Origin of the sequence: Terracoccus sp. 273MFTsu3.1 (assembly GCF_000383675.1) — a bacterium.
Taxonomy (GTDB): Bacteria; Actinomycetota; Actinomycetes; order Actinomycetales; family Dermatophilaceae; genus Terrabacter.
This window is the reverse complement of the sequence record NZ_KB911821.1, coordinates 439,971-465,452: the sequence shown is the minus strand read 5'-3', so window position 1 is coordinate 465,452 and position 25,482 is coordinate 439,971. Positions and strand designations below refer to the sequence as shown.

Genomic DNA, 25,482 nt, shown 5'->3' with positions numbered 1-25,482 from the left:
CGTGAACCGGGTGCCCGCGGGCCGCTCCGTCAGCGTGCGGGTGCCCGCGAGCAGCGCCAACCTCGGTCCCGGCTTCGACTCCATCGGCCTGGCCCTCGGTCTCTGGGACGACTACGTCGTCACGACCTCCGAGCGAGCCGGTCTCGCCATCGAGGTCACCGGCGAGGGCGCGGCCGACGTGCCCACCGACGGGCGTCACCTCGTGCACGCCACCATCCAGCACACGTGGCGGGCCCTCGGGGCCGAGCCGCCCTCGGGCCTGCACATCGTGGCCACCAACGGTGTCCCGCACAGCCGCGGGCTGGGTTCGTCGGCGACCGCCATCGTCGCGGGCGTCGTTGCCGCACAGGCGCTTTCGTGGGGCCTCGACGGGACCGGGTATGCCGCGTGGCCGGCTCCCGGTGCCACCGTGCCCGTCGACCTCGGGCTGGCGACGCACCTGTCGAGCGAGCTCGAGGGGCACCCCGACAACGCGTCCGCGAGCGTGCACGGCGGCCTCACGGTGAGCTGGATGCCGGACGGCAGTGGCCTCGACCGCGGCGAACGCACCGTCACCGCCCGTCTCGACCCGCACCCGGACGTCGAGGTCGTCGTCTTCGTCCCCGAGACGCAGCTCGCGACGCGGACGGCGCGCGCCGTGCTGCCGGCCACGGTCCCGCTCGCGGCGGCTGCCGCCGGTGCCGGACGCGCCGCCCTGCTCGTGCACGCGCTGACGGCCGACCCCTCGCACCTGCACGCGGCGACCCGTGACTGGCTCCACCAGGAGGCCCGGCGCCCCTCCTATCCGGCCACGATGGAGCTCGTCGACCTCCTCCGCTCTCAGGGGCACGCGGCCGTCGTGTCCGGGGCCGGTCCGAGCGTCCTCGTCCTCACGACGACCGAGGCCGCCGGCGGCGTGCAGGCCGGACCCCTCGCCGCCCGGTGGGAGCGGCTCACGCCCGGGGTGCCGGCAGGGGGCGCCACGGTCCACGCTCGCTGAGGCGCGGGAGCCGCGACACCCGTGTCCTTCCTCACCCGTGCGAGGGTCCCTGGGTGGTATCCTGAGCCCGCACCACTCGCCGCGACATCGCAGGCCGGTGCATCACCCCCACACTGAGGCGAAATCCTTTGCCTCTGGGCGCGTTCTGCGCCGAAGTGGATCTCAGACGGCCAGGTCACCTGGTCCAAGTCCGGCCCGCTGGAATGTCCCGGGCCGCAAACGAGGGGGAAGGATCCTTCGTGTCAGAAACAACCACCCGTCCGCTCTCTGGCCTGTCGGCCATGAAGCTGGACGAGCTCAAGGGCGTCGCGTCGTCGATGGGCATCACCGGCACGACGAAGATGCGCAAGAGCGACCTCGTCGAGGCGATCAAGGCGCGCCAGTCGGGCGGCTCGACCGCTCCGGCCGCCTCGACGCCCTCGTCGGCGTCCACGGCATCGACGACCTCCGACGCCGAGGCACCCACCGAGGCCGCCCCGGCCCGGGCGTCGCGCCGGGTCAGCCGCCCGGCGGGCTCCGCCACGACGGCCGAGGCGTCCACCGAGGCGTCCACCCCGTCGTCCACCGAGTCGGCCGGCCAGGCGCCCGTCGAGGATCGCGGGCAGAGCCGTGACGAGGTCCCGGCCGGGGACCGGGCCCCGCGTGCCGAGCGAGGTGCCCGCGGCTCCCGTGAGAACCGGGCGGCGCGTGCCGACGCCCAGGACTCCACGTCGTCCGAGCGCACCGACGCCGGCGACCAGCAGGTGTCCGACGGCGAGGACCACGAGGGTCGTCAGCGTGACCGGGGTCGCGGACAGCAGTCCGACCGCGGTCAGCAGGGCGACCGTCAGCAGTCCGGCCGTGGGGACCGCGCGGACCGTCAGCAGGGCGACCGTCCGCAGGGCGACCGCCAGCAGTCGCGCCAGCAGGATCGTCAGCAGGGCGACCGTCAGCACGACCGCGGCCAGCAGTCCGACCGCCAGCAGTCGCGTCAGCAGGACCGCCAGGACCGTCAGCAGGCGGACCGTCAGCAGGGCGACCGCCAGGACCGTCAGCAGTCCGACCGTCAACAGGACCGTCAGGAGCGCCAGCAGGGCGACGTCAACGACCAGAACCGTGGTCAGCAGTCGCCGTACGACGACGAGGGTGGCAGCCGTCGCAGCCGCAACCGCCAGCGCAGCCGGGACCGCAAGCGCGGCCGCGGCCGTGAGGGTGGGCAGGACTGGAACGACGCCGACCTGCAGGTCGGCGACGACGACGTGCTCGTCCCCGTCGGCGGCATCCTCGACGTCCTCGACAACTACGCCTTCGTCCGCACGTCCGGCTACCTCGCCGGTCCGAACGACGTATACGTGCCGCTCGGCATGGTCAAGAAGAACGGTCTGCGCAAGGGCGACGCGGTCACCGGCGCCGTCAAGGCGCTGCGCGAGGGCGAGCAGCCCTCGGGCAACGTCGGACGCCAGAAGTTCAACGCGCTCGTCCGCCTCGACACGGTCAACGGCCAGACGCCGGAGGAGGCCGCCAAGCGCGTCGACTTCGGCAAGCTGACGCCGCTCTACCCGCAGCAGCGCCTGCGCCTCGAGACCGAGCCCAACGTGCTGACGACGCGGATCATCGACCTCGTCGCACCGATCGGCAAGGGCCAGCGCGGCCTCATCGTCGCCCCGGCCAAGGCCGGCAAGACGATGATCATGCAGACCCTCGCCAACGCGATCACGACGAACAACCCGGAGTGCCACCTCATGGTCGTCCTCGTCGACGAGCGTCCCGAGGAGGTCACCGACATGCAGCGCGCCGTCAAGGGCGAGGTCATCTCCTCGACCTTCGACCGGCCGGCCGAGGACCACACGACGGTCGCCGAGCTCGCCATCGAGCGGGCCAAGCGCCTCGTCGAGCTCGGGCACGACGTCGTCGTGCTCCTCGACTCGATCACCAAGCTGGGCCGCGCCTACAACCTCGCCGCGCCGGCGAGCGGCCGGATCCTCTCCGGTGGTGTCGACTCGGCTGCGCTCTACCCGCCGAAGAAGTTCTTCGGCGCCGCGCGCAACATCGAGAACGGCGGCTCGCTCACCATCCTCGCGACCGCCCTCGTCGAGACCGGCTCGAAGATGGACGAGGTGATCTTCGAGGAGTTCAAGGGCACCGGCAACATGGAGCTGCGCCTGAGCCGCGACCTGGCCAACCGCCGGATCTTCCCGGCCGTCGACATCAACAGCTCGGGCACGCGCCGCGAGGAGATCCTCCTCGCGAGCGAGGAGCTGAAGATCATGTGGAAGCTGCGCAGGGTCCTCGGCGGCCTCGACGCGCAGCAGGCCATCGAGCTGCTCATCGACCGCCTCAAGAAGACGCGGACGAACTACGAGTTCCTCACCCAGGTCCAGCAGACGAGCGGCTCCAAGCTCGACGACGAGTCCTGAGAGACACCGCAGGGGGACGGCGCCACATCGGCGCCGTCCCCTTTCGGCGTTTCATGGGCTATTCGGGTCAAATGTTCCTAAAATGGACGCACCACCCCGAACCCACCATGGAGAACCATGTCTGCGCCTGCCGGCGACCCTGATGCCAGCCCCGTCCGCGTCCTCGTGGCCGATGACGACGCAGACATCCGAGACCTCGTCGAGTTCAAGCTGACCCAGGCGGGGTATGCCGTCGAGGCCGTTCCCGACGGCATCAGCGCCTGGGAGGCGTTCGCGGCCAACCCACCGCAGCTGGCGGTGCTCGACGTCATGATGCCCGGACTGTCCGGCATCGACGTCCTCCGCAAGATCCGCGAGAGCGAGTTCTCCACGGTCCCGGTGCTGCTGCTGAGCGCCAAGTCGCGCGACTCCGACGTCGACACCGGTTTCGCGGTCGGCGCCGACGACTACGTCATCAAGCCGTTCAGCCCGCGCGAGCTGCTCCATCGCGTCAACGGCATGCTCGCCCGGGCCCGATGAAGGGCGGGGCGTCGTGATCATCGGTGCGGCGCTGCTCGTCGGTGCCACGGTCGTCATCCTCGGCGCGTGCGTCCTGCTCATCCTCGCCGTCGTCGCCGTCCGAGCGCGACGGCACAGCCGCACCCAGCGCGACGAGATGCTGCTCTCCCCGCTCCGGCCACCCCTGATCACGGTGGCCTCGGGCGAGGACGACGACGGCGCGGCCGCCGAGCAGCTGACGTGGGCGACCGGCGTCTCGCGCACCGTCCTCGACCGCAACATCGTCGAGATGCTGACGAAGATCCGCGGTGTCCCCGCCGAGCAGCTCGTCCACGTCCTCGAGGTCCACGGCGCCGTCGACGCGGCGGTCGTGGAGATGTCGAGCCGTTCCACCGTGAAGCGCGCCAGGGCGGCCCAGCTGCTGGGTCTGGCCCGCGCGGGGCACACGGTCCCATTGCTTGTCGAGGCCCTCGGCGACGAGGCCGTCGAGGTGCGCAACAGCGCCGCCTACGCGCTCGGGCTCATCGGCGACCCCGCGGCCGCCGGGCCGGTGCTCGCCGCGATCGGGGCGCCCGAGCGCGGGCTGCCGGCAGCGACGGCGGCCGAGGCCCTGCAGTCGATGGGTGTCGGCATCTCCGAGGTGCTGCGCGACGGGATGGCCGACCCCAACGCGCGCACCCGCATGGTCGCCGCCCACCTCAGCGGCGAGCGCAGCTTCACCCGCGGGCTCCCTGAGCTGCGCGCACTCCTCGACGCCGACCCCGACCTCACGGTCCGCGAGACGAGCGCAACGGCCATCGGCCGCCTCGGCCGCAGCGAGGACGTCGGCATCCTCGTGCGACACACGGTCCCCTCCGAGCCGCTGGCCCTGCGCCGAGCCTGCGTCATCGCCCTGGACGACCTCGGTGAGGCGGAGGCGATCCCCGCACTCGCCGTCCTGCTCGACGACTCGGACCCCCGCCTCGCCGAGCTCGCCGCGACGGCCCTGCTGTCGATGGGTCCCGACGGCCGCGACGCCCTGGCGGGCCACGAGAACGACCCTGCCGTGCGCTCCGCACGCCTGCTCGCCGGCCTGCAGAAGGCGTCTGCATGAGCTGGGACGGCTTCGTCGAGGGGCTGCGGTCCTTCGTCCTGTGGAGCATGGACGTCACCGCGGTGCCGATCATCGTCTACTTCATCCTCATCAACACCTCGCTGCTCGTGCTCATCGTGCTGGCCTACCTCGAGTTCCGCGCCCAGCAGCGTCGTCGGTCGACGGCGGTCTCGTGGCAGGGAGCGGGCCTGGCCCCCGGGGTGTCGTTGCTCGTCCCGGCCTACAACGAGGAGGCCGGCATCGTCATGGCGGTCAAGTCGTTCCTCACGCTGCGCTACCCGCGGCACGAGGTCGTCGTCGTCGACGACGGCAGCAGCGACCAGACCTTCGCCCGCCTCGAGGAGGCCTTCGACCTCGTCCAGGTCCCGCGCGAGCTGCCGCACGAGGTCCCGATCCGGGCCAAGGTGCTCGGCATCTTCGTCCCCCGCGACGGCCGCACCCGCCTCGTCGTGGTCCGCAAGGAGAACTCCGGCCGCTCGGAGGCGATCAACGTCGCGATCAACGCCGCGAGCGAGCCGCTCGTCGCGATGATCGACGGGGACTCCATCCTCGAGCCCGACGGCCTGCTCCACGTCACACGTCCTTTCGCCGACGACCCCACGCGCATGGTCGCGACGGGCGGCGCCATCCGCCCGGTCAACGGCAGCCGGGTCGTGTCGGGCCGCATCGTGCGCGTCGAGATGCCGCAGACGTGGATCCCGCGGATCCAGCTCGTCGAGTACCTCCGGGCCTTCCTCCTCGGTCGCACCGGGTGGTCCCGCCTGGGCAGCCTCATCCTCATCAGCGGGGCCTTCGGTCTCTTCCGGCGCGACGTCGTCGTCGAGGTCGGCGGTCTCGACCCGAACAGCATCGGCGAGGACTTCGAGCTCGTCATGCGCATCCACAAGCGGCTGCGCGACGAGGGCCGCGAGTACTCCATCGAGTTCGTGCCCGAGCCGGTCTCCTGGACCGAGGTCCCGGTCACCGCCAAGGTGCTGCGCAACCAGCGTCGCCGGTGGCACCGCGGTCTCTGGGAGACGCTCTGGGCCTACCGCTCGATGCTCTTCCGCCCGAAGTACGGCCGCATCGGCTGGCTCGCGCTGCCCTACTACTGGCTCTTCGAGCTGTTCGCACCGCTGCTCGAGCTATTCGGGATCATCATCGTGCCGCTCGCACTGGCGCTCGGCATCGTCAACGTGCCCTTCGCCATCCTCTTCCTCGTGCTCGCCTACGGGTATGCCGTGCTCGTCACCCTGTCCGCGATGGTCGTCGACGAGTGGGCCTTCCACAAGCACGACCGGTGGCGCGCCATCTGGCAGACCATCGCCGCCTCGATCCTCGAGAACATCGGCTACCGCCAGGCCACCGTGTGGTGGCGCCTCGAGGGGTGGTGGTCGAGCCTGCGCGGGAAGAAGCACGTCTGGGGAGTCATGACCCGCACGGGCTTCGACGAGGACCCGGCGTGACGGGCGGGCTGCCCGTCGTCTCGAGGCGCTCGGTCGGCAGCCAGATCCGGCTGCTCATCGGCATCCTCGTCGTCCTCGTGCCGATCGGTGCCATCATCTCGGTGGCCACGATCCACTCGCAGGGAGCCTCGGTGCGCGCCCTGACGCTCGCGCTCGGGCCGGCCCGCGAGGCCAACAGTGCGGTGCTGCTCGACATGACCCGCGCGGAGGGGGCCTGGCGCGAGAGGGTCGTCGGCGCCCCGGCCCCGCTCGACCCGCTCTCGCTGCGCCCCCGGGTCGAGCAGGAGCTGGCCGACATCGAGGCCGGCACGCAGCACCAGGAGCTCGCAGCGGAGGATCGGGCCAGGTTCGCACCGCTCGTCGCTGCGCAGCGCACCGCCGTCGAGGGCTGGTTCACGGCCGCCGAGGCCTCGCTCGAGAACGCCCCCAGCGGTCCTCCGACGCAGGCTCCGACGGGGCCTCCCCCCACCACCCCCGCGCCGGGGAGCACCGGCACCGCACCGACCACGCCCGAGGCGCAGCAGCGCACCCGGGTCGAGACGGCATACGCCGTCTTCCAGCGCGCCAACGGCACGCTCGAGGAGGCCATCCGCTCCCAGCGCGACACGGCCCGCGTCGAGTCGCGCGAGGCGACCGGCATCACGTCGGGCGTCATCATCGCCGTCGCGGCCGTCGTCGTCCTCGTGCTCATCGCGGCGGGCTTCGGCATGGACCGCGCGGTCGGCCTCCCGCTCGCCCGTCTGCGTGAGGTCGTGCGCCGGCAGGCCGAGGAGGACGTCATCGCGATGGCCAACCAGGAGGAGGGCGCGCTCGAGGTCCGCATGCTCGCGCGCGACTTCAACGACCTGACGCGCGCCAACGCCCGCCTCGTCGACCAGCAGGCCGCGGTGCTCGAGATGCAGGAGCTCGTGCTCGACGTCGGCCGGGGCGCGCGATCGGCCGTCGACGTCCACGAGGCGCTGCAGCGGGTCACCACCAAGCTCGGTGCGGGTCTGGGCGCCGACCGCGTGCTCCTCTACACGCTCGGGGACGACGGGCAGACGATCGAGGACCGCCTCCAGTGGCACACCGACGACCTGCCCGACCTGCCGCCGCTGCCGCGCTCGCTCGCCCAGCAGGTGGGTGCCGTCAACGACGAGCTGCGCCGCGACGTGGGCTTCTTCGACCTCGGCGACCTGCTGGCCCACCAGGCCTACGACGACGAGCGCGCCCGTGCCTTCCACCGCGCCACCGGGGCCCGGTCCCTGCTCATGCTCCCGGTCGGGACGGGCGGCCGGGGCCTCGGCATCCTCTCGGTGATGATGGTGAGCGCCCCGCGCCGCTGGCACCGCCACGAGATCCAGGCCGCGCAGCAGTGCGCGGCCATCGCCGCCCAGTCGATCGTCGCGCTGCGCCTGTCGCAGATGCAGGACGAGCAGGTGCGACGCCTCACCGAGCTCGACCGCCAGAAGACCGACTTCATGGCGACCGTCAGCCACGAGCTGCGCACCCCGCTGACCTCGATCAGCGGCTATCTCGAGCTGCTCGTCGACGGCGACTTCGGCGACGTCTCCGACGGCCAGCACGTCGCCCTCGACATCATCGGACGCAACGCGACCCGGCTGCGCGGGCTCATCGAGGACCTCCTCGTCCTCAACAAGATCGAGATCAGCGGCCTGCAGGCCGTGTCCGAGGAGGTCCCCGTCCGTGACCTCCTGCGCACGGTCACCGAGACGATGGAGCCGGTGGCCGCCGCGGGGGGAGTGCAGCTGGTCTGCACCGACGTGCCCGACGACCTCGTCGTCCGGGTCGACCGAGGTCAGGTCGAGCGAGCGCTGATCAACCTCGGCTCCAACGCCGTGAAGTTCACCCCCGAGGGTGGCCAGGTGCTGCTCACGGCCGAGCGCTCCGGTGACTCCACGATCATCTCCGTCCACGACACCGGCATCGGCATCCCCGCCTCCGACCTCGCGCGCCTGTCCGAGCGCTTCTTCCGCGCCGGCAACGCCACGGCCGCAGCCATCCCCGGCACGGGTCTCGGGCTCGCGATCGTCCGCGCCATCGTCGAGGGCCACGGTGGTGAGCTCGTCATCGCGTCCGTCGAGGGGGAGGGCACGACGATGCAGGTGGTGCTCCCCGTCGCCCAGCCGGCGAAGGTCCCGGCCAGGCGCTGACGTCCGGGTGCGACGGCAACCGGGAGCCGCACCGGGAGCCGCACCGGGAGCCGCGGGCATCCTCAGAAGCAGCCGCCCCGGGGGCGGTCCCGCAGCCGCTGCGTGACGGTCCATCCGGTCACCGGGTCGCGGAGCACGTCCCCGGCCGGCGTCGTCGGCCGCGACCTCGTCCCGGTGCTCGTCACCCGAGGCGAACGGGGCTCGCCGGTGCGCGCGTCGAGCGACCAGCGCTCGGTGACCCAGAGCGGCTCGCCGGTGACGGCCGCCGTCGTGCGTGGATACCAGACCTCGACGGCGACGTCACGGCCCGCGAGGCGCACGCTGACGTCCGCCGGAGCGTCGGGTCGCGTCGGCAGCACACGCCACGTCACCGATCGGGCCGCGAGGTCGACCCCGAGGACCGAGCCGTCCGAGCCCGGGACGACGACGTGGGTGTCGTCGGCCGCCACGAGGCGCTGCCCGGACCGGGCACCGACCGGCAGTGCCACGTCGACCGGTTCCCACGAGCCCGAGTCCGGCGACCATGCGACGAGCGTCTGCCGGCGGACGCCGACGACGGCGGTGGTCGTCACGACGGTCGACGCGCGGTAGGCACGGTCGGCGTCGCCGTCCACCGGCGACTCCTGCCACGACCAGCCGCCCGGGCCGCCGTCGAGCCGCTCGGCGGCGAGGATGGCGTCACCCTCGGCAGGCGCCCCCACGGCATACCCCTGCACGACGCCCATGACCTCGCCCAGGCCCGTCGGCGTCGAGACGGAGCCGGACGTGAGCTCGACGACGTGGGTGGCGTGGCAGCCGACGATGACGACGTGGCTGTTGCTGACGACCACGGGCTCACTGAGCAGGTCGGGCACCGTCGTCGTCCAGCGCACGGCCCCGGACGGGTCGGCGCCGGTGACCCGCCCGGCCTCCGCCGGGGACACCTCGGGGCAGTCGTCGAACGAGCAGCCCGTGCCGGAGCACGCCGCGGTCGCGAGCAGCACGGCGACCGCCCCGGCCACCGCGGCGCGGCGCCGACCCACCCTGCCCCTGACACCCATGCGCGCATCCTCGTCCTCGACCGGTCCCGTCGTGGTGGAAGACACCCGAACGACCCCGGTTCGATGCACGTCCGGTACGCCTCGTCGCAGCGGCCGGTGGGGGAATGCCGCGACCCTCCCGTGCGTTTGGGAGGAGGTGCGCCTTTCTGGCACACTCTTCCTTTGGACCGGTTCACGGGAGAGCAGCTCCCCAAGCGTGAGCAGCGATGACACCGACCCGGCCGACTAACTCTAGGAGACTACGTTGAAGAAGGACCTTCACCCCGAGTACGTCGAGACCACGGTGACCTGCACCTGTGGCAGCACGTTCGTCACGCGCAGCACCGAGACCTCCGGCAAGATCGCTGCCGACGTCTGCTCGCAGTGTCACCCGTTCTACACGGGCAAGCAGAAGATCCTCGACACCGGTGGCCGCGTGGCCCGGTTCGAGGCCCGTTACGGCAAGAAGGCCGCCAAGTAGGTCTCCCGCACGCCGGCTCCCACGACTTCGGTCGTCGGGGGCCGGCGTTCGCTTTACCCCGACCCGTCCCCTGAGCCGAAGGGCCTGCCGTGCTCGATTCCGTCCAGTCGATCCTCGACGAGTACGCCGAGCTCGAGCTGCAGCTCGCCGACCCGGCCGTGCACGGTGACCAGGACCTCGTGCGCACCCTCAACAAGCGGTATGCCGCCCTGGCGCCGACCGTCGCCGCCGCCCGCGAGTGGACGGCGGCCGGTGACGACCTCGCGGCCGCACGTGAGCTCGCTGCCGACGACGCGTCGTTCGCCGAGGAGGTGCCCTCGCTCGAGGCCCGCCTCGCCACGGCGGAGGAGCACCTGCGGCGGATGCTCGTGCCCCGCGACCCCGACGACGACCGCGACGTCATCCTCGAGGTCAAGGCGGGGGAGGGCGGCGACGAGTCAGCCCTCTTCGCGGGCGACCTGCTGCGGATGTACCTCCGTTACTCCGAGCAGCGTGGCTGGCGCACCGCCGTCGAGGACGCGACCGAGAGCGACCTCGGTGGGTACAAGGACGTCCGGGTCTCGGTGCGCGCCAGGAGCGCTCCCGGGCTGGGCGAGGGGCCCTGGGCCCGCCTCAAGTACGAAGGCGGCGTCCACCGTGTCCAGCGCGTGCCCGTGACCGAGAGCCAGGGGCGCATCCACACCTCGGCGGCCGGCGTCCTCGTCATGCCGGAGGCCGAGGAGGTCGAGGTGACGATCGACCCCAACGACCTGCGCATCGACGTCTACCGCAGCAGCGGGCCCGGCGGCCAGAGCGTCAACACGACCGACTCGGCGGTGCGCATCACCCACCTGCCCTCGGGGCTCGTCGTGTCGTGCCAGAACGAGAAGTCGCAGCTGCAGAACAAGGAGGCCGCGATGCGCGTGCTCCGGGCGCGGCTGCACCAGATGGCCAAGGACGAGGCCGACGCGGAGGCGAGCGCCGCCCGCCGGTCGCAGGTGCGCACCGTCGACCGGTCGGAGCGCATCCGGACCTACAACTTCCCCGAGAACCGCATCTCCGACCACCGCACCGGCTACAAGTCCTACAACCTCGACGCGGTGCTCGACGGCGACCTCGACCCCGTCGTGCAGTCGGCGCTCGACGCCGACGAGGCCGCCAAGCTCGCCGCGCTCGCCGACGGTGACGGGCCGCGCGCGTGACGGACCTGCGCGACGGTGTCCGGGCCGCCGCCGCACGGCTCCGCGAGGCGGGGGTGGCCTCCGCCGACGTCGACGCCGTCGAGCTCGCGGCCCACGTGCTCGAGGTCGACGCCTCCGAGGTGCGCCGCCTCATGGTGCTCGGCGGTCGCACGCTCCCGGTGTCGTATGCCGTCCTCGTCGACGAGCGGGCCCGCCGGGTCCCGCTGCAGCACCTGACGGGCCGCGCCCACTTCCGCCGCCTGACCCTGTCGGTGGGCCCCGGCGTCTTCGTGCCGCGGCCCGAGACCGAGGTCCTCGTCGACCTGGCGCTCGTCGAGGTCGACCGGCTGTCGGCAGCCGGCGCCGGGGCCGCGAGGGTCGTCGACCTCTGCTCGGGCTCCGGCGCCATCGCCCTGTCCGTCAAGGCGGAGCGGCCGGACGCCGACGTGCGCGGCCTCGAGCTGTCGCCCGACGCCTGCGCCTGGGCGCTGGCCAACCGCGACCGCCTGGGCCTCGACGTGCGCCTCGAGCGGGGCGACGCGACGCGGCCCTGCTTCGAGGACTGGTCGGGTGCCGTCGACGTCGTGACGGTCAACCCGCCGTACATCCCCGTCGGTGCCGTCCCCGTCGACCCCGAGGTGCGTGACCACGACCCCGACGTCGCGCTCTACGGCGGCAGCGAGGACGGGCTCGCGATCCCGCTCGCCGTGGCCCGGACCGCCGCGCGGCTGCTCCGGCCCGGCGGTCTCGTCCTCGTCGAGCACGCCGACTCGCAGGGCCGGAGCCTGCCGCGCCGCCTCGGGGCGACGGGGGAGTGGGCCGACGTCACCGACCACGAGGACCTGTCCGGCCGCCCGCGGGTGACGGCGGCGCGCCGAGCGTGACCCGCGGGTCGGCCCGGCGCCCGGCGGCTCGACCGCACCCCAGTAGGCTCTGCCCGTGAGCGAGCGCTACGACTGCACCGACCCCGAGGGGCGTGCCGAGGGCATCCCGGCCGCGGCCTCGGCCGTCCGACGCGGCGAGATCGTCGTCCTGCCGACCGACACGGTCTACGGCATCGGCTGCGACGCCTTCGACGCGACCGCCGTCGCCTCCGTCCTCGCCGCGAAGGGTCGCGGCCGCGACATGCCGCCGCCGGTCCTCATCCCGACCGCGCGCACGGCCCAGGGTCTCGCGACGCAGGTGCCCGACTACGCCCAGCGGCTCATGGAGAAGTTCTGGCCCGGACCGCTGACGCTCGTGCTCAAGGCGCAGACGTCGCTGCACTGGGACCTCGGCGAGACCAACGGGACCGTGGCCCTGCGCGTGCCCGCCCACGAGCTCACGCTCGAGCTGCTCGGTGACATCGGTCCCATGGCGGTCACGAGCGCCAACACGACCGGCGACCCCGCCGCCCGCACGGTCGACGAGGCGGTCGGGATGCTCGGCGAGTCCGTCGGGGTCTACCTCGACGGTGGCCCGGCCGGCGAGGGGCTGGCGTCGACCATCGTCGACTGCACCGGCGAGACCCCGGTGACCCTGCGTCTCGGTGCCGTGAGCCAGGCGGAGCTCGACGCGGCCCTCGTGCCCGAGCCCGTCCTCGAGGCGCCCGAGCCCGACGCCGAGCCGGCCGCCGAGGCCGACGCGACGCCCGCGGAGGACCCCGCGACCGAGCCGGACCCCGCGGAGGACACCGCGACCGAGGCGGAGCCCGCGACCGAGGCGGACCCCGCGACCGAGCCGGAGCCCGCGACCGAGCCGGGCCCGGAGGCCGACGTCGAGCCGCGAGCCGAGGCGCCCGCCGAGGACTCCGCGGCCGCCGGAGACGTGCCCGTGGAGGGCACGTCGGACGAGGCTGCCGAGACGCTCGGCGAGTGGCACGACGTGTCCACGACCGAGCGGCCGTCCGACGGTGCCAGCACGACGCAATAGAGTTGGCTCGCGCTCGCGCCCCACTCCCGACCCACCCGGAGAACTCCCATGGCTGACGACACGTTCTACGGCTCCGACTTCGGTGCCCTGCAGTCCTTCGACCCCGACATCGCGGGGGTGCTCCTGTCCGAGCTCGACCGCATCCGCGGCGGACTGCAGCTCATCGCGAGCGAGAACATCAGCTCGCCCGCGGTCCTGACGGCCCTCGGGTCGACGTTGTCGAACAAGTACGCCGAGGGCTACCCCGGCCGTCGCTACTACGGCGGCTGCTCCGAGGTCGACAAGGCCGAGACGATCGCGATCGAGCGCGCCAAGGCCCTCTTCGGCGCCGACCACGCCAACGTCCAGGCACACTCCGGCGCGAGCGCCAACCAGGCCGTCTACGGCGCCTTCATGGCACCTGGCGACACGATCCTCGCGATGGCGCTGCCGATGGGCGGCCACCTGACGCACGGCACCAAGGTCTCCTTCTCCGGCAAGTGGTTCAACGCCGTGCACTACGGGGTCGACCAGCAGACCGAGGACATCGACTACGACCAGGTCGAGGCGCTCGCCCGTGAGCACCGCCCCAAGGTCATCTGTGCGGGCGGCTCGGCCATCCCGCGGCTCATCGACTTCGAGCGCTTCCGGGCCATCGCCGACGAGGTCGGCGCGATCCTCTGGGTCGACGCCGCCCACTTCATCGGCCTCGTGGCGGGCAAGGCCATCCCTTCACCCGTGCCGTACGCCGACGTCGTCACGTTCACGACGCACAAGGTGCTGCGCGGCCCGCGCTCCGGCGCCCTCGTCTGCAAGGCCGAGCACGCGGCCGCCATGGACAAGGCGATCTTCCCGATGATGCAGGGCGGCCCGCAGATGCACACCATCGCGGCCAAGGCGGTCAACTTCAAGGAGGCCGCGACGCCCGAGTACGCCCAGTACGCCAAGGACGTCATCGCCAACAGCCAGCAGCTCGCGGCCAGCCTGCTCGAGCTCGGCATCCGACCGACGACGGGCGGCACCGACACCCACCTGGCGCTGCTCGACCTGCAGGGCGTCGGCGTCACCGGCAAGGAGGCCGAGGAGCGGGCCGACGCGGCCGGGATCGTGCTGAACAAGAACGCCATCCCCTTCGACCCGCAGAAGCCCAACATCGCCTCGGGCATCCGCGTCGGCACGCCGTCGGTCACGACCCAGGGCATGGGCCTGGAGGAGATGAAGCAGATCGCCTCGCTCATCCACCGAGCCGTCACCGAGGGTGACGCCGACCCCGACCACGCGGTGAGCAAGGACGTCCGTGCGCAGGTCACCGACCTCGTGACGCGCTTCCCGGCATACCCTCGCTGAGTCAGTCCCCCCGCCAGCGTCGGCGCCCGAGCGAAGGTCGGTAGGTGCACGAGTACGTCCTCGTCCTCATCGTGGCCGCTGCGGTCACGTACCTCGCCACACCCTTCGTCCGGAGCCTCGCCGTCGCGACCGGGGCGTTCACGGCCGTTCGCGAGCGCGACGTCCACAAGACCCCGATCCCCCGGCTCGGGGGAGTCGGGATCTACATCGGCTTCGTGGCGGCGGCACTCGTGGCCAGGGCGCTGCCCTACCTCGGGACGCTCTTCTCGACGAAACAGATCTTCGGCGTCGTCGCCGCAGCCGGCATCGTGTGCCTGCTCGGTGCGTTCGACGACATCCGTGAGCTCGACTGGCTGACCAAGCTGGCGGGACAGATGCTCGCGGCGGGCCTCATGGCCTACACCGGGGTGCAGCTGCTGTCGCTGCCGATCTTCGGCACGACCATCCTGCCGACCCCGGTCCTCGTGCTCTTCACGGTGCTCGTCGTCATCGCGTCGACGAACGCCGTCAACTTCATCGACGGGCTCGACGGGCTCGCCGCGGGGGTCGTCTGCATCGCGGCGTTCGCCTTCTTCGTCTACAGCTACATGGTGTCGCGGTCCTTCGTGCCGGCCAACGTGTTCTCGACCGCGACCTTCATCTCGGCCGCTCTCGTCGGGTGCTGTGCCGGCTTCCTGCCGCACAACTTCCACCCGGCCCGGCTCTTCATGGGCGACTCGGGAGCGCTGACGCTCGGCCTGCTGCTGTCGGCGGCGACGATCACTCTGACCGGCAACGTCGACCCGGCGGAGGTCAGCGCCAACGACGTGTCGGCCGCCTTCCTGCCGATCCTCGTCCCGCTCGCGGTCCTGCTGCTGCCGCTGCTCGACATGCTGCTCGCCGTGGTCCGGCGCACCCGTGCCGGCCAGCGACCGTGGCACCCCGACGCGATGCACCTGCACCACCGCATGCTGCGCATCGGTCACGGCCACCGCCGTGCCGTGCTCATCCTCTACCTGTGGGCCGCCATCGTGGCCCTGGGTTCGGTGTCCTTCGTCATCTGGGACGGACCCCGTCCGCTCGCGGTCGTCGGGGCGGCCGCCGCGATGGGGGTCGTGCTGACCGTCTGGCTTCCTCGGTGGAGGCCCTCGGAGCGCTTGTGATAGCATTCACAAGCACCTGAGGGGAGTCTGGGAAGACCGCCACAGGAGCCCGGAAGTCCTTTCCACACAAGCGATCCGAGCCTGATCCGGATCAGTCCGAACCCCGCCCGCACTACGCCTCACGACGCACCCAGGCAGGTTTACTTGAGCGCCACACCGGCACGCGACGCATCACAGTCAGATGCCTTCGCGCAGCTCCTCCGGGGCTCCCTGCTGCCGACGGCCGTGGCCGGGCTCGTCTGCGTGGTAGTCGGCCTCTTCTCGAGCCCCAAGGCCGCATGGTCGGCCGCGCTCGGCGCCGCCATCGTCCTCTTCTTCTTCAGCCTGACGCTGCTCGTCATGAAGCGCACGGCCGACCTGCCACCCACGACGACGATGATGATCGTCATGGTGACCTACACCTTCAAGGTGCTGGTGCTCGGTGTCGTCATGTTCGCGCTGCGCGACGTCACGTGGGCCTCGGGCTTCGCGATCGGCCTGTCGATCACGGTGTGCGCCGTCGTGTGGCTCTTCTTCGAGATGCGCGCCTACAAGCGCCTGCGCATCTTCGCGTACGACCCCGACGGGGCGGCCTCGCTCGACGCGACGCCCGACTCGGCGTCCGACGCCTCGCCCGACCCGGCACCCCACCGGGAGCCGCGTGATGAGCCGTGACACGGGAGGTCGACATGACCACACCACCGACGCCGGAGCCCGGCGACCAGAGCGAGCCCACGGTGCCGAGCGAGCCCAGCGAGCCCGTCGAGCCCTCTGCGGAGGACAAGGCCGAGGAGCTGCGCCGGTTCAACACCCGCGAGCAGGACTCCGCCTGGCGTGCCGTCGCGTACATGCTCACGGGTCCGCTCATCTACGGCGGTCTCGGTGCCCTGGCCGACCACTGGCTGGGCACGACCTGGCTCGTCGGGGTCGGGATCGTGGGTGGAATGGCCCTGTCGCTCTACCTGATCTGGTTCCGATACGGTACCCATTGAGCCCGACGGCCTCCGTGCCGCACGTCAGCGCGTCGCCCGCCGGCCCGCCGACCTGGAGCCCCACCGGGAGCCCGCTCCCGCGCACCGACTCTCCACCCCTGACGCAGGTCGTCAGCCGAAGTGCCCAGAACCTACAAAGGAGTAACCCGTGAGCATCGTGGCCGCCGCCCCGACGGACTACACCGCCCCCGGCGTCGAGGAGTTCTGGCAGCCCCTCTTCGGGACCGACGGCCCCTGGGCGGTCACGCGGCCCATCCTCCTCATGGTCGTCGCGACCGGCCTCGTCGTCTGGTGGCTGCTCGCCACGACGAAGAAGAAGGCGCTCGTGCCGGGCCGTGGCCAGATGGGCACCGAGGCCGTCTACGGCCTGGTCCGCAACGGCATCGCCCGCGACCTCATCGGCAGCAAGGAGTTCATGCGGTTCGTGCCGCTGCTCTTCGCGCTCTTCACGACGATCCTCGTCAACAACTTCTTCGGCGTCATCCCGCCGTTCAGCTACCCGACCTTCAGCCGCATCGGCTTCCCGATCGCCCTGTCGCTCATCGTCTGGGTCGTCTTCCACGTCGTGGGCATGCGCAAGCACGGGTTCATCGGCTACTGGAAGTCGCTCGTGCCCGCGGGTCTGCCGAAGGCGATGATCCCCGCGATCTTCTTCCTCGAGCTGATCACCGACCTCTTCACGCGACCGGTCACCCTCGCCCTGCGACTCTTCGGCAACATGTTCGCCGGCCACATCCTCATCGTCCTGTTCATCACCGGTGGCTGGTACATGCTCAACTCCGGCGGTGTCCTCGTCGTCGCCGGTGGCGTCACGTGGATCTTCGCCTTCGTGATGACGCTCTTCGAGCTGCTGGTCGAGTTCCTCCAGGCCTACGTCTTCACCCTGCTGGCCGCCCTCTACATCGGCGGCGCGGTCGCCGACGAGCACTGAGGCCGCCGTCTCCCTGCGCCTCCGGCGCCCCACGAACTGCACCACCGCACGAGCACCACACACCAGCTTCGCCCCCGCCCGTCTGGTAACCGCCAGCCGGACAAGACAAGAAGGAATGGAATAAACATGACTGGCAACATCGCCATCCTCGGTTACGGCCTCTCCGCCATCGGCCCCGGTATCGGTGTCGGTCTGATCTTCGCCGCCTACATCAACGGCGTCGCCCGTCAGCCCGAGGCTCGCGGCATGCTGCAGCCGATCGCCTTCCTGGGCATGGCCATCACCGAGGCGCTCGCCATCTTCGGTATCGCGCTCGCGTTCGTCTTCAAGGGCTGACGCCCCTTTCCGGGGCAGCCCGAAGCACCGATCGTCTTTCTCTCTAGGAGAACCTCATGCAAGCAGTGACCGTGACCGCCGAGGGCGGCGAGGGCGGCTTCTGGGCCACCGCGGCACCGATCATCCCGCACCCGCTCGAGTTCTTCTTCGGCCTGGCGTGCTTCGCGATCCTCTACGTCGTCGTGAAGCAGAAGGTCGTGCCGCGCCTCGAGCAGATCTACGCCGAGCGCACTGCTGCGATCGAGGGCGGGATGAACAAGGCCGAGGAGGCCCAGGCGCAGGCCCAGGCCGCGCTCGAGCAGTACCAGGCCCAGCTCGTCGAGGCCCGCTCCGAGGCCGCCCGCATCCGCGAGGACGCGAAGGCCCAGGGCGCGCAGATCATCGCCGAGATGCGCGAGCACGCGGCGTCCGAGGCTTCTCGGATCACCGAGACGGCGCACAAGCAGATCGAGGCCGAGCGCCAGCAGGCGGTCGTCTCGCTCCGTGGTGACGTCGGCCGCATCTCGACCGACCTCGCGAGCCGCATCGTCGGGGAGTCCCTCCACGAGGAGACCCGTCAGAAGGGCATCGTCGAGCGCTTCCTCGCCGAGCTCGAGTCGGGCGACGTCGTGCGCGAGAAGGTCGGCGGCGCCGCCGGCAGCCAGGGCGGGGACGCCTGATGCAGGGACCCTCACGCGCAGCAGCGGCGGCGAGCCGCGAGGCTCTCACCGGCGTCCTCGCTGCCGGTGCCGACCGTTCGCGGTTGGCCGAGGAGCTCTTCGCGGCCGTCGGGATCATCGACGGCAGCGCGACCCTGCGTCGCGCCGTGGCCGACCCGTCCCGCGAGGGCGTCGACAAGGCCCAGCTCGCCGAGCGGCTCTTCGCGGGCAAGGTCAGCGCCGAGACGCTGGTCGTGCTCAAGGGTGCCTTCGGCCAGCGCTGGAGCTCCGAGCGTGACCTGACCGACACGGTCGAGTCGTATGCCGTCGAGGCCGTCATCGCCGAGGCGGAGGCCCAGGGCCGCGCCGACCGCGTCGAGGACGAGCTGTTCCGCTTCGAGCGCATCGTGGCGGCCGACGCCCCGCTGCGCTCGGCACTGGCCGACGTGCAGGCTCCGGCCGACAAGCGGGCCGACCTCGTGTCCTCGCTCCTGCGCGAGAAGGTCTCCCCGGAAACCCTCGTGCTGGCTCGTCAGGCCGTGGTCGCCCCGCGCGGCCTGCGCTTCGACCGGGTCCTCGAGAAGTACCTCGAGACGGCCTCGCGCCGCCGCGAGCAGCAGACGGCCACCGTCACCTCGGCCGTCCCGCTCACCGACGACGACCGTGCCCGCCTCGCCGCGGGCCTGGCTGCCATCTACGGCGGCACGGTCCACGTCAACACCGTCGTGGACCCCCGGGTCATGGGCGGGGTCAAGGTCGAGATCGGTGACGAGCTCATCGACGGAACCGTCATCCGCAAGCTCGACGCGGCCCGCCGGGCCATGGGTGCCTGAAGCACCCACCACCAGCTGTGATCAACCACCGGCCCGCCCTGCGGGTCGAAACCGAGGAGAAGATCTGACATGACGGAGCTTTCGATCCGTCCGGAGGAGATCCGGGACGCTCTGGACTCGTTCGTCCAGTCCTACGAGCCCGGCGCGGCCTCCCGCGAAGAGGTCGGCCGCGTCACCGACGCCGGTGACGGCATCGCTCACGTCGAGGGTCTGCCCTCGGCCATGACCAACGAGCTGCTCCAGTTCGAGGACGGCACGCTCGGCCTCGCGCTGAACCTCGACGTCCACGAGATCGGCGTCGTCGTCCTCGGTGACTTCGCCGGCATCGAGGAGGGCCAGACCGTCAAGCGCACGGGCGAGGTCCTCTCGGTCCCGGTCGGTGACGACTTCCTCGGCCGTGTCGTCGACCCGCTCGGCAACCCGATCGACGGCCTCGGCGACATCAAGACCGAGGAGCGTCGCGCCCTCGAGCTGCAGGCGCCCAACGTCGTCCAGCGCAAGTCGGTCCACGAGCCGCTCCAGACCGGCATCAAGTCGATCGACGCGATGACGCCGATCGGCCGTGGCCAGCGCCAGCTCATCATCGGCGACCGCCAGACCGGCAAGACGACGGTCGCGATCGACACGATCATCAACCAGAAGCGCAACTGGGAGTCGGGCGACCCCGACGCCCAGGTCCGCTGCATCTACGTCGCCATCGGCCAGAAGGGCTCGACCATCGCGTCGGTCCGCGGCACGCTCGAAGAGGCCGGCGCGCTGGAGTACACCACGATCGTCGCGGCTCCCGCGTCCGACTCGGCGGGCTTCAAGTACCTCGCGCCCTACACCGGCTCGGCCATCGGCCAGCACTGGATGTACCAGGGCAAGCACGTCCTCATCGTCTTCGATGACCTGAGCAAGCAGGCCGAGGCCTACCGCGCCGTGTCGCTGCTGCTGCGCCGTCCGCCGGGCCGCGAGGCCTACCCGGGTGACGTCTTCTACCTGCACAGCCGGCTCCTCGAGCGTTGCGCCAAGCTCTCCGACGACCTCGGCCACGGCTCGATGACGGGTCTGCCCATCATCGAGACCAAGGCGGGCGACGTCTCGGCGTACATCCCGACCAACGTCATCTCGATCACGGACGGCCAGATCTACCTCCAGGCCGACCTGTTCAACGCCAACGTGCGTCCGGCCATCGACGTGGGTGTCTCGGTCTCCCGAGTCGGCGGTGCCGCGCAGATCAAGGCGATGAAGTCCGTCGCCGGTCGACTCAAGCTCGACCTCGCGCAGTTCCGTGCCATGGAGGCGTTCGCGATGTTCGCGTCCGACCTCGACCCCGCCTCGCGAGCCCAGCTCGCCCGTGGTGCGCGCCTCGTCGAGCTGCTCAAGCAGCCGCAGAGCTCGCCGTACCCCGTCGAGGAGCAGGTCGTCTCGATCTGGACCGGTACGACCGGCAGGCTCGACGACGTCGCGGTCGAGGACGTCCGCACCTTCGAGACCGAGCTGCTCGAGACGCTGCGTCGCGACGGCAAGATCCTCCAGACGATCCGCGAGACCCTCAAGCTCGACGAGGACACCGAGACGGCCCTCGCCAAGGTCGTCGACGAGGTCAAGTTCACCTTCCGGGGCACCGGCAAGGACGGCCTCGAGGCCGGCAACGAGGAGTTCGACGAGATCGCCGACGACCAGATCACCCAGGCGAAGATCGTCAAGCAGAAGTGACCACCTTCCGTGTGCCGCCCGGCCAGCCGGGCGGCACACGGAAGCGGGCGTGAGCCCACCCTGCAGGCAACCACAGACTTTTAGAGACCAAGAGAGGCGGAGCACATGGGAGCGCAGATGCGGATCTACCGCCAGCGCATCAAGTCCGTCAACTCCATCAAGAAGATCACCAACGCGATGGAGCTGATCGCGGCCGCACGCGTCGTCAAGGCCCGCCAGCGGGCCACCGAGGCGATGCCGTACACGACCGCGCTGACGCGTGCCGTGTCCGCGGTGGCGACCAACACGAACGAGGACCACCCGTTGACGACGGCGAAGGAGACCGCGAAGCGGGCCGGCGTCGTCATCATCACGGCGGACCGCGGACTTGCCGGTGCCTACTCCGTCGCGGCGATCAAGGAGAGCGCGGAGCTCATCTCCAAACTGACCGCCGAGGGCAAGGAGGTCGTGCCCTACCTCGTCGGTCGCAAGGCCGTGAGCTACTTCAAGTTCCGCAAGCGCGACTACGCCGCCGAGTGGACCGGCTTCTCCGACGCCCCGACGTTCGAGAACGCCAAGGAGATCGCCGACCGCATCACGGCCGACTTCCTCAAGCCCACGGAGGAGGGCGGCCACGACGAGATCCACGTCGTGTTCACCCGCTTCCGCTCCATGGTCCGCCAGGACCCGTTCGTGCTGCGCCTGCTGCCTCTCGAAGTCGTCGAGGCCGACGAGGCGGGCGACGACGAGAGCCTGGACCTCAGCGTCAACCGCTACGAGGAGGGCCAGATCCCGCCGGAGTACTCCTTCGAGCCGAGCGCGTCCGAGGTCCTCGACCTGCTGCTGCCGAAGTACGTCCGCAACCGCATCTTCACCGCGCTGCTCAGCTCGGCGGCCTCCGAGCTCGCCGCCCGCCAGCGGGCGATGAAGTCGGCCACCGACAACGCGACGGAGCTGATCAAGACCTATCAGCGCCTCGCCAACCAGGCCCGTCAGGCCGGCATCACCCAAGAGATCAGCGAAATCGTGGGCGGCGCCAACGCCCTCGCCGACGCCAAGAAGTAACGCCCACAGGTAAGGAAGCAGACCACCATGACTGCAACTGTCAGCGACACCACGTGGACGGCCCCGCCCGCGGGCGGCGTCGGACGCATCTCCCGCATCATCGGCCCGGTCGTGGACGTGGAGTTCCCCGTCGACGCCATGCCGGAGCAGTACAACCTGCTCACGACCGAGGTCACCCTCGCCGGCGAGACGAAGAACCTCAACCTCGAGGTCGCCCAGCACATCGGCGACAACATGGTCCGTGCGATCTCGCTGCAGCCGACCGACGGTCTCGTGCGCGGCTCGGCCGTGCAGGACACCGGCGGCCCGATCACCGTCCCCGTCGGTGACGTGACCCTCGGCCACGTGTTCAACACGACCGGCGAGTGCATGAACCTCGCCGAGGGCGAGAAGCTCGAGGTCAAGGAGCGGTGGGGCATCCACCGCAAGGCTCCCGCCTTCGACCAGCTCGAGTCCAAGACCACGATGTTCGAGACGGGCATCAAGGTCATCGACCTGATGACTCCGTACGTCCAGGGTGGCAAGATCGGCCTCTTCGGTGGTGCCGGCGTCGGCAAGACGGTGCTCATCCAGGAGATGATCGCCCGTGTCGCCCGTGACCACGGTGGTGTGTCGGTGTTCGCCGGTGTCGGTGAGCGCACCCGTGAGGGCAACGACCTCATGGTCGAGATGGAGGAGGCGGGCGTCCTCGGACAGACCGCCCTCGTCTTCGGTCAGATGGACGAGCCGCCGGGCACGCGTCTGCGCGTCGCCCTGTCGGCACTGACGATGGCGGAGTACTTCCGCGACGTCCAGAAGCAGGACGTGCTCCTCTTCATCGACAACATCTTCCGCTTCACGCAGGCCGGCTCGGAGGTCTCGACCCTCCTCGGTCGCATGCCGTCCGCCGTGGGCTACCAGCCCACCCTGGCCGACGAGATGGGCACCCTGCAGGAGCGCATCACGTCCACGCGTGGTCACTCGATCACCTCGATGCAGGCGATCTACGTGCCGGCCGACGACTACACCGACCCGGCTCCGGCCACGACCTTCGCGCACCTCGACGCGACGACCGAGCTCTCGCGTGACATCGCGTCGATGGGTATCTACCCGGCTGTCGACCCGCTGTCCTCGACCTCGCGAATCCTCGACCCGCGCTACGTGGCGGCCGACCACTACAACACGGCCGTGCGCATCCGGTCGATCCTGCAGCGCAACAAGGAGCTTCAGGACATCATCGCGATCCTCGGTATCGACGAGCTCTCCGAAGAGGACAAGATCCTCGTCAACCGCGCCCGTCGCATCCAGCGCTTCCTGTCGCAGAACACCTACGTCGCCAAGCAGTTCACCGGCATCGAGGGTTCGACCGTGCCGCTGTCCGACACGATCGAGGCGTTCACGAAGATCGCCGACGGCGAGTACGACCACGTCGCCGAGCAGGCCTTCTTCATGTGTGGTGGCCTCGACGACGTCGAACGCCAGTGGGCGGAGATCCAGAAGAACCTCTGATCTGGATGGATCGATTCACCCGACGACGGGGAGGTGCCCTCTGGGCCCTCCCCGTTCGTCGTGTGTGGGTGCCGTGCTTCGCGGTCGCCGTCGCGGCCGTCGCGATCGCCCGCGCCCGCTACGGGGTGGACCTCAGCGACAGCTCGCACGCCGTGGAGCTGGCGCTCCGGCTCGCCCAGGGTGACGTCCCGTTCCGGGACGAGATGAACGTCCAGGCGCTCGGTGCCTGGCCCGCGGTCCCGTTCGTCTGGACGTGGGAGCACGCCGTCGGGCTGGACGGCCTCGTGCTCGCCTCGCGGGTGTGGTTCGTGCTCGTGTGCGCCGGCGTCGGTGCCGTGTGCTGGCGCGCGGTCGCGCCCGCTCTCGGTCGGGGCACGAGCGCGTGCGCGCTGGCCGTGGCGCTGCTGCCGGCGGCATACAACCAGCAGGTCGTGTCCTACAACACGACGCCGGCGCTGATGTACCTCCTCGCCGTGTGCTGCGGGCTCGGCGCCACCGTCCGCTGCGTCCGCTGCGCGCGCCCGTATGCCGTGTCGGCGGGGGCGGCGACCGCCCTCGGGGCGGTGAGCCACCCGGTGACCGCGCCCGCTGCTGCAGCGCTCCTCGTCGTGCTCGGTCTGCTGCTGTGGCGCCTCGACGTGACGACGTCGAGGTCGGGCGCCACGCCCGGCGAACGGCGTCCCGGTGTGCTCGGCCTCGTCTCGGCCCGGCCCGGGGTGCTGGCGGTCGCCGCCGGTGCGCTCGTCGTCGGGGCCGTCGTCGGGTTCCTCGCGCTCGTGGTCTGGGGCCCGGCCGACATCTCGGCGACCGTGGCCTTCACCGACGCCTACCAGGCCACGCGCCCGAGCCGCTGGGACCGGCTCGGGCGGTGGACCGACCAGGTCGGGACCGCCCTCGCGAGCCCCTGGGTCCTGCTCGCGGTGCCGCTCGCGGTGCTCGCCGCGGTTCCCGCTGCGCGACGCCTGAGGGTGCCGCTCCTGCTCCTCGCCGTCGGCGCGGTCACGGTCCAGGCTCTCCAGAGCGGGGTGGTCTCGACGACCTACACCGTGCTGTCGTGGCTCACCCCGCTGCTCGGCACCGTCCTCGTCGTCGTCCTGCTGCCCGTCCTCCTCGTCGTCGCGGTTCGGGCCCGGGGTCCCGTGGCGCGCCTGGCCGTCCTCGGCCTGACACCGACGCTCGTCGGCATGCCCTTCCTCGCCGCCTTCACCTCGTCCGGCCCGGTGTGGGGAGCGACGGGGGCGGTGCTGGCGCCGGGACTGCTCGCCGTGACCGTCGCCGCCCTCGTGCACGTCGGCACGCGTCCGGCGAAGGTGGCGGTGGCCGGTCTCCTGCTCGCCTCCCTCGGGACGGTCCACGCGCTCAACAGCTTCCGCGACGGACCACCCACCGCCCTCGTGACGGACGCACCGGGAGGTGCCTTCGCCGGGCTCCGGACCACCGAGCAGCACCGCGCCGAGCTCGAGGCGGACCAGCAGGCCGTGCAGGCGTGTGCGCGACCCGGCGACGGGGCGCTCGACTACATCCACCCCGCGGCCTTCCTCTACGCCGACCTCCGCTTCGACACCCCCATCGTCTGGATGGACTTCTTCGGCACGACGAGCCAGGACGTGCTCGACTGGGTGCAGCGCTCGGGACGCGTGCCCGACTGCGTGGTGGCGGCCCGGGACTTCTGGCCGGGATACGGCCACCACCGCTACATCGACGACGCCGACCCGCTGCGTGACTGGGTCGTCGCCCACTACCGCGTCGTGTCGCAGACCTCGCAGATCGTCGTCCTGAGGCGGGTCGGATGAGCCCCGCGACGACGTGCGCCGAGTGTGACGAGAACCGCAGCGCCTGGACGCCCTCGGCGTCGCCCACGGGGCATGCGGGTACGACTCATGGTGTTGACACAGATGCACCCGTCAGCGCCGACGAGCCCATCACCTCGCACCAGG

23 protein-coding genes are annotated in these 25,482 nt (G+C 71.2%); 22 read left to right on the top strand and 1 reads right to left on the bottom strand.

The window, feature by feature from the left end; translation table 11 throughout:
* Nucleotide 1 precedes the first annotated feature (1 nt).
* The 6 genes from H283_RS0107800 to H283_RS26550 all read left to right on the top strand — a co-directional run bounded on the left by H283_RS0107800 (nt 2) and on the right by H283_RS26550 (nt 8,564).
* Nucleotides 2-979, top strand: coding sequence for a homoserine kinase (locus H283_RS0107800; RefSeq protein WP_020142960.1), 978 nt, complete (start codon nt 2-4; stop codon nt 977-979).
* A gap of 281 nt (nt 980-1,260) precedes the next feature.
* Complete coding sequence (gene rho / locus H283_RS0107795) at nt 1,261-3,375, top strand: transcription termination factor Rho (RefSeq protein ID WP_020142959.1); 2,115 nt, start codon at nt 1,261-1,263, stop codon at nt 3,373-3,375.
* Between the two features lie 117 nt (nt 3,376-3,492).
* Complete coding sequence (locus H283_RS0107790; protein ID WP_020142958.1) at nt 3,493-3,894, top strand: response regulator transcription factor; 402 nt, start codon at nt 3,493-3,495, stop codon at nt 3,892-3,894.
* Nucleotides 3,895-3,907: 13 nt separating this feature from the next.
* Nucleotides 3,908-4,966, top strand: coding sequence for a HEAT repeat domain-containing protein (locus H283_RS24395; protein WP_020142957.1), 1,059 nt, complete (start codon nt 3,908-3,910; stop codon nt 4,964-4,966).
* Complete coding sequence (locus H283_RS0107780) at nt 4,963-6,411, top strand: glycosyltransferase (RefSeq protein ID WP_020142956.1); 1,449 nt, start codon at nt 4,963-4,965, stop codon at nt 6,409-6,411. The genes H283_RS24395 and H283_RS0107780 overlap by 4 nt, the downstream gene beginning before the upstream one ends.
* Nucleotides 6,408-8,564 (top strand): cell wall metabolism sensor histidine kinase WalK, encoded by a 2,157-nt coding sequence (locus H283_RS26550; protein WP_020142955.1) that lies wholly within the window; start codon nt 6,408-6,410, stop codon nt 8,562-8,564. Before H283_RS0107780 ends, H283_RS26550 begins: the two co-directional genes overlap by 4 nt.
* A 62-nt stretch (nt 8,565-8,626) precedes the next feature.
* Here the strand turns inward: H283_RS26550 and H283_RS0107770 are convergent, their stop codons facing one another.
* On the bottom strand, nt 8,627-9,604 hold the full coding sequence (locus H283_RS0107770) for a hypothetical protein (RefSeq protein ID WP_156023045.1): 978 nt from the start codon (nt 9,602-9,604) through the stop codon (nt 8,627-8,629).
* Nucleotides 9,605-9,848: 244 nt separating this feature from the next.
* Between H283_RS0107770 and rpmE the strand changes: the two genes are divergently transcribed.
* The 16 genes from rpmE (at nt 9,849) to H283_RS0107690 (ending at nt 25,338) form a co-directional block, all read left to right on the top strand.
* Nucleotides 9,849-10,064 (top strand): 50S ribosomal protein L31, encoded by a 216-nt coding sequence (gene rpmE / locus H283_RS0107765; RefSeq protein WP_020142953.1) that lies wholly within the window; start codon nt 9,849-9,851, stop codon nt 10,062-10,064.
* Between the two features lie 89 nt (nt 10,065-10,153).
* On the top strand, nt 10,154-11,245 hold the full coding sequence (gene prfA, locus H283_RS0107760) for a peptide chain release factor 1 (RefSeq protein WP_020142952.1): 1,092 nt from the start codon (nt 10,154-10,156) through the stop codon (nt 11,243-11,245).
* Nucleotides 11,242-12,108, top strand: a complete 867-nt coding sequence (prmC, locus tag H283_RS0107755; RefSeq protein WP_020142951.1) for a peptide chain release factor N(5)-glutamine methyltransferase — start codon at nt 11,242-11,244, stop codon at nt 12,106-12,108. The genes prfA and prmC overlap by 4 nt, the downstream gene beginning before the upstream one ends.
* 55 nt (nt 12,109-12,163) lie before the next feature.
* Nucleotides 12,164-13,135: an L-threonylcarbamoyladenylate synthase gene (locus tag H283_RS0107750; protein ID WP_020142950.1), complete on the top strand. Its 972-nt coding sequence runs from the start codon at nt 12,164-12,166 to the stop codon at nt 13,133-13,135.
* A 48-nt stretch (nt 13,136-13,183) separates the two neighbouring features.
* Entirely contained in the window at nt 13,184-14,461 is a 1,278-nt protein-coding gene (glyA, locus tag H283_RS0107745) for a serine hydroxymethyltransferase (RefSeq protein WP_020142949.1), read from the top strand.
* A gap of 44 nt (nt 14,462-14,505) precedes the next feature.
* A complete protein-coding gene (locus H283_RS0107740) occupies nt 14,506-15,603 on the top strand; it encodes a glycosyltransferase family 4 protein (RefSeq protein ID WP_020142948.1) in 1,098 nt (365 codons plus the stop codon).
* 144 nt (nt 15,604-15,747) lie between these two features.
* Complete coding sequence (locus H283_RS0107735; RefSeq protein ID WP_020142947.1) at nt 15,748-16,257, top strand: hypothetical protein; 510 nt, start codon at nt 15,748-15,750, stop codon at nt 16,255-16,257.
* A 14-nt stretch (nt 16,258-16,271) separates the two neighbouring features.
* The gene (locus H283_RS0107730) at nt 16,272-16,574 is read left to right on the top strand and encodes an AtpZ/AtpI family protein (RefSeq protein ID WP_196805936.1); all 303 of its coding nucleotides are present in this window, start codon (nt 16,272-16,274) and stop codon (nt 16,572-16,574) included.
* 148 nt (nt 16,575-16,722) lie between these two features.
* Entirely contained in the window at nt 16,723-17,505 is a 783-nt protein-coding gene (atpB, locus tag H283_RS0107725; RefSeq protein WP_020142945.1) for a F0F1 ATP synthase subunit A, read from the top strand.
* Nucleotides 17,506-17,631: 126 nt separating this feature from the next.
* A complete protein-coding gene (atpE, locus tag H283_RS0107720; protein WP_020142944.1) occupies nt 17,632-17,841 on the top strand; it encodes an ATP synthase F0 subunit C in 210 nt (69 codons plus the stop codon).
* A gap of 56 nt (nt 17,842-17,897) precedes the next feature.
* Nucleotides 17,898-18,500: a F0F1 ATP synthase subunit B gene (locus H283_RS0107715; RefSeq protein ID WP_028785414.1), complete on the top strand. Its 603-nt coding sequence runs from the start codon at nt 17,898-17,900 to the stop codon at nt 18,498-18,500.
* Nucleotides 18,500-19,312: a F0F1 ATP synthase subunit delta gene (locus tag H283_RS0107710; RefSeq protein WP_020142942.1), complete on the top strand. Its 813-nt coding sequence runs from the start codon at nt 18,500-18,502 to the stop codon at nt 19,310-19,312. The genes H283_RS0107715 and H283_RS0107710 overlap by 1 nt, the downstream gene beginning before the upstream one ends.
* A 69-nt stretch (nt 19,313-19,381) precedes the next feature.
* Nucleotides 19,382-21,013: a F0F1 ATP synthase subunit alpha gene (gene atpA / locus H283_RS0107705; RefSeq protein ID WP_020142941.1), complete on the top strand. Its 1,632-nt coding sequence runs from the start codon at nt 19,382-19,384 to the stop codon at nt 21,011-21,013.
* Between the two features lie 105 nt (nt 21,014-21,118).
* Nucleotides 21,119-22,057, top strand: coding sequence for a F0F1 ATP synthase subunit gamma (locus tag H283_RS0107700; RefSeq protein WP_020142940.1), 939 nt, complete (start codon nt 21,119-21,121; stop codon nt 22,055-22,057).
* A 27-nt stretch (nt 22,058-22,084) separates the two neighbouring features.
* The gene (atpD, locus tag H283_RS0107695; RefSeq protein WP_020142939.1) at nt 22,085-23,545 is read left to right on the top strand and encodes a F0F1 ATP synthase subunit beta; all 1,461 of its coding nucleotides are present in this window, start codon (nt 22,085-22,087) and stop codon (nt 23,543-23,545) included.
* Between the two features lie 68 nt (nt 23,546-23,613).
* The gene (locus tag H283_RS0107690; RefSeq protein ID WP_156023044.1) at nt 23,614-25,338 is read left to right on the top strand and encodes a hypothetical protein; all 1,725 of its coding nucleotides are present in this window, start codon (nt 23,614-23,616) and stop codon (nt 25,336-25,338) included.
* Nucleotides 25,339-25,482 lie beyond the last annotated feature (144 nt).